Below are 3932 nucleotides of genomic sequence, written 5' to 3'. Positions count from 1 at the left end.
CGAGTGGACAGAGCGATGCGCACTGCCAAGACACTGGCGGACAAGCATGCTGGCGTCATTGCGTGGTCGCGCGAGGCTAACCCTTGGTGGGTGAATATGGCGGTGGATGCGGGACGACGAAAAGATCAGACAGGAATTGGCAACCCCTACTCCACGATCTTCCAATATGAATCCTTGCGGATCACCTTTCCGTCGCGAAATGTGTAAAAGTCGCAACCTTGAACTTCCTTTTTGACGCCCTCGCGGGTGGTGCCGGTGAGGGTCCATTTCGACATGCCCGTGTTGGCAGCCTCGTCCGCAAAGTGCTGCCCATTGCCGTAATGCACATCGGGCAAACCCTCAAAGCGTGTCGCAAGCGCGTCTCGCACGCTGCGCTTGCCCTCGAAGCGCGTTCCCCAAGACTCGACGCCCCTTGGCATCTCCAGAACGCAGTCGTCGGCAAAGAACGCCATAATGCGACCGAGGTCGTGCGCGTTGAAGGCCTCGCACAGCTCCGTCAATGTGGCTCGAATGTCCATTCGCGAGGCTCCTCGAATTTCGAAGTAGGTCACTGGCGGCAGATCCGGTCAAGTGTCCAGCCAGACACCCTGGCTATGACCGGGATGGAGCGCGGCTTCCGCCACTCACCCCTTCTTAGCGAACGCCCAGACCATCAGCGGGTATTCCTCATCATTACGGAGATCCCGCCACAGGCCATAGGCGCGGACCGGGCCGCCGATATGGGCCCTCGCGCAGGCCTTGTTGCCCCAGCCGTGGACCTTGACGTTGACTTCCGCGAAGCCGCCCTCGACCATCAGCTGCTTGAGGCCGGCGGGCGTCCACCGGTTGTAGTCGTGCGGCCTAGCGTGGACGCGAAACAGGAAGGGTGTCGCCACCATCGCCCAACCGCCCGGTCGGGTCATGGCGTAGATGTTTTCCACCGCCGCCTGCGGCCGGCGCACATGCTCCAGCACCTGGTCGGCGATGACGATGGAATATTGCTCGTCGGTGCGGTCCCTGCAGATGTCGAAGGCGGGGAAATCGACCGAGCGGTAATTGGGGCACATCGCCCGCCAGGTGCGGTTCCAGCCGGGCGAGATCTCGATCACGTCGGCAGCCTTGCGGTTGCCGGCTTCGAGAAAGAGCGTGAATGCCTCGATCTGGCGGATGCGCAGCCAGTTGCGGGAATCGTAGCCAAGCAGCCGCTTGGCTGCCTGTTTGCCACGACTCTTCAGGGTGCCGGCAAGGCTATCAGTCATAACGACCTCCAGAACCCCGCCGTCCTTGCTGGTAGCACTATGTTATGGGCAAAAGATGACAACGCAGCGCCGCCGCCGGCGGCGCGATCAGAAAAAATGTACGACCAGGGCTATTCCTACAACGGAACCGTTCCCATTTCCCACTCAGACAACGGATGGGCAGACTACCCTCTGCTTAATAATCGCCGTTATAGTACCTGTCGTCGCACGGCGCCGTGTAGATGCGGCCGCGGCGGTCCTGGTAGCGGCACATTTGTTCGCCGCGCCGTTGCGGCGTAGTGGCCGAGCCGACGACGGCGCCGAGCAGGGCGCCGCCGGCAGCGCCGATGAGCGTGCTTTCGGTGTTGCCGCCGATGGCCTGACCGACCAGGGCGCCGCCGGCGCCGCCGATCAGAGCGCCAGTTCCGGCCCGCTGCTGGCCTTCGGTCTGCGCGCACCCCGCCAGTGCTGCGGTCATCAGCACGGTGGCTATGGCTTTGCGAAAATTCATCTGACGTCTCCCTTGAATGCCTGAAATCCCTATGGCTCGTCCCGTGCGGCCGCAATGCGGCGGAACGGGGGCACGAGCCCTCACGATAAAAGACATGGTTTCTCGGGTATTGATAGGAGTCTGCCTGCTATTTTCCGCGCTTCTCGGTTTATGGCAACAAGTCTCATTCGATACAAAGTGTCGATCAATGTGTAACGGGATTGTAGCCTCATACCGCTAGGATTGCCGGTCCAAGCGGACGTTCAATCTGCCTTTCAGGCACTGAATGATGGAACAGGCGCACACGGTCCGTCGACCTGCTGAGAACGCACAACGCGTGCGCGCAGCTCAATACGTGCGAATGTCCACTGACCACCAGAGCTACTCGATTGACAATCAGAAGGATGCAATCCGTGAATTCGCGGATGCGATGAATTACGACATCGTGGCCACATACGAGGACGCGGGTCGCAGCGGCTTGAATCTTGAAGGTCGCGCCGGCCTGCAAAGGCTGTTGGCGGATGTCGAAACGAAGAACGCAGATTTCGAAATCGTCATCGTCTACGACGTGAGCCGCTGGGGGCGATTCCCGAACCCCGATGAGAGTGCGTCGTACGAGTATCGGTGTCGCGTTGCCGGAGTGCGAATTGAATATTGTGGCGAACAGTTTGCAAACGATGGCAGCATCGGATCAGACCTGCTCAAGGCGATAAAGCGCACGATGGCGGCCGAGCACAGTCGGGTGTTGTCGGTCAAGGTGTTTGCCGGCCAGTCCAGGCTCATTCGAATGGGATACCGGCAGGGAGGGTCGTCCGGCCTGGGCCTGAGGCGCCGGCTCATCGACCAGCATGGGCGCACAAAGATCATGCTCGCTCTCAAAGAGTACAAGAGCCTCCAGACGGACCGGGTTATCCTCGTGCCTGGACCACCTGATGAAATTGCGACGGTGCGCTGGATCTATAATGAATACGTGAAGGCTGGTCGGACCGAGCTTCAGATTGCGCGGTCGTTGAATGCCAAGGGAGTGGTCACCGATCTCAACCGATCGTGGAAACGCGAATCCATTCACCAGATACTCAGCAACGAGAAGTATGTGGGCAACAACGTCTGGAACCGGCAGTCCTTCAAGCTCAAGCAAAGGAAGGTGACCAATGGTCCTGCCCAATTGGTGCGCGCCGATGGCGTTTTTGAACCCATTGTAGAGCGTAAACTTTTCGAACGGGCTCAGGCCATAGCCGACGCCCGCTCATCTAAGATGAGCAACGATCAGATGTTGGTTGTGCTCGCCCAACTTCTGAAGAGGCGCGGTACCCTTTCAGGCCCGATGATTGACGCGGCGGCTGACTGTCCGCCAAGCAGCCGCTATAGGAAAAAATTCGGCAGTCTGCTGCGGGCCTACAAGCTCGTTGGATACGATCCGTCTCAGAACTATCGATTTCTTGATATCAGAAGGCGGCTTCGTGAGATCTTCGCAGAAGTCGTGCATACGACAATCGCGACCATCGAGCGGGCGGGCGGAACTGCGGTGCGTCAGAGTGCTCTCGGCGTGCTTCGCGTCAACGATGAATTCACCGTAGCCATTGCGATGGGTCGCTGTCGCAACACGCCATACGGCTATCCTCATTGGGTGGCCTCTGCGCAACGGGGTCCCGCTGCGGACGTGAAAGTGGCCATCCGCATGAGCCCGGATAACCAGACGATCCTCGACTATCTGATTGCGCCAGCAAATGAGATTGGCGGGAAGCCCTTAAACTGCGCCTTGAACAAAAGGCTGGAATTCAACACTTTCTTCTACAAATCGCTGGATCCGCTGTTCGCCTTGGCCGAACGCGACGCCATCTCGGCCGCTCGCTGATGGTCACCGCCAACAGACCAATCTCGCTCCTGCGCCTTGACGCGATCAACATCACCAACCCGCGTGCGCGAGGCAAGAAATCCTTCCAGGACATTGTCGACAGCATCAAGAGCGTCGGCCTGAAGCGTCCCATCACGGTGACCACGAGGAATGTCGACGAAAGCGCTTTCACGCACGACCTGGTGTGCGGCCAGGGACGGATCGAGGCCTTCAGGTTGCTTGGCCAGACCGAGATTCCGGCGTTTGTGATAGAGGCAACTGACGCCGAGGCGCTGCTCAAAGGCTTGGTGGAAAATTGTGCTCGCCGGTATCACACCGCTTATGACCTTCTTCGCGACATCGGCCGGCTGAAAGAAAGCAACTATTCGGA

5 protein-coding genes are annotated in these 3932 nt (G+C 59.2%); 2 read left to right on the top strand and 3 right to left on the bottom strand.

Going from position 1 to position 3932, the window contains the following annotated elements; all coding sequences use genetic code 11:
- Positions 1 to 146 precede the first annotated feature (146 nt).
- The 3 genes from EN925_RS26440 to EN925_RS26430 form a co-directional block, all read right to left on the bottom strand.
- Positions 147 to 518, bottom strand: a complete 372-nt coding sequence (locus tag EN925_RS26440; protein WP_128337040.1) for a nuclear transport factor 2 family protein — start codon at positions 516 to 518, stop codon at positions 147 to 149.
- A gap of 105 nt (positions 519 to 623) precedes the next feature.
- Complete coding sequence (locus EN925_RS26435; RefSeq protein ID WP_127388416.1) at positions 624 to 1238, bottom strand: methyltransferase domain-containing protein; 615 nt, start codon at positions 1236 to 1238, stop codon at positions 624 to 626.
- Between the two features lie 175 nt (positions 1239 to 1413).
- On the bottom strand, positions 1414 to 1728 hold the full coding sequence (locus tag EN925_RS26430) for a YMGG-like glycine zipper-containing protein (protein ID WP_127368942.1): 315 nt from the start codon (positions 1726 to 1728) through the stop codon (positions 1414 to 1416).
- A 265-nt stretch (positions 1729 to 1993) separates the two neighbouring features.
- On the opposite strand from EN925_RS26430, the gene EN925_RS26425 reads away from it, so the two are divergent.
- Entirely contained in the window at positions 1994 to 3562 is a 1569-nt protein-coding gene (locus EN925_RS26425) for a recombinase family protein (RefSeq protein WP_245469208.1), read from the top strand.
- Positions 3562 to 3932, top strand: a 371-nt coding sequence (locus EN925_RS26420) for a ParB N-terminal domain-containing protein (RefSeq protein WP_164894398.1), incomplete at its 3' end; no start/stop codon positions are given. The genes EN925_RS26425 and EN925_RS26420, both read left to right, overlap by 1 nt.

The sequence above is a fragment of the Mesorhizobium sp. M7A.F.Ca.US.006.04.2.1 genome (assembly GCF_004022915.1).
In the GTDB taxonomy this organism is placed as follows: domain Bacteria; phylum Pseudomonadota; class Alphaproteobacteria; order Rhizobiales; family Rhizobiaceae; genus Mesorhizobium; species Mesorhizobium ciceri.
This window is presented reverse-complemented; position numbering and strand designations above follow the sequence as displayed.

Bases quoted from the DNA above. Each gene is read 5' to 3' on its own strand.
- EN925_RS26440 (WP_128337040.1), bottom strand. From the start codon at position 518: ATGGACATTCGAGCCACATTGACGGAGCTGTGCGAGGCCTTCAACGCG.
- EN925_RS26435 (WP_127388416.1), bottom strand. From the start codon at position 1,238: ATGACTGATAGCCTTGCCGGCACCCTGAAGAGTCGTGGCAAACAGGCA.
- EN925_RS26430 (WP_127368942.1), bottom strand. From the start codon at position 1,728: ATGAATTTTCGCAAAGCCATAGCCACCGTGCTGATGACCGCAGCACTG.
- EN925_RS26425 (WP_245469208.1), top strand. From the start codon at position 1,994: ATGATGGAACAGGCGCACACGGTCCGTCGACCTGCTGAGAACGCACAA.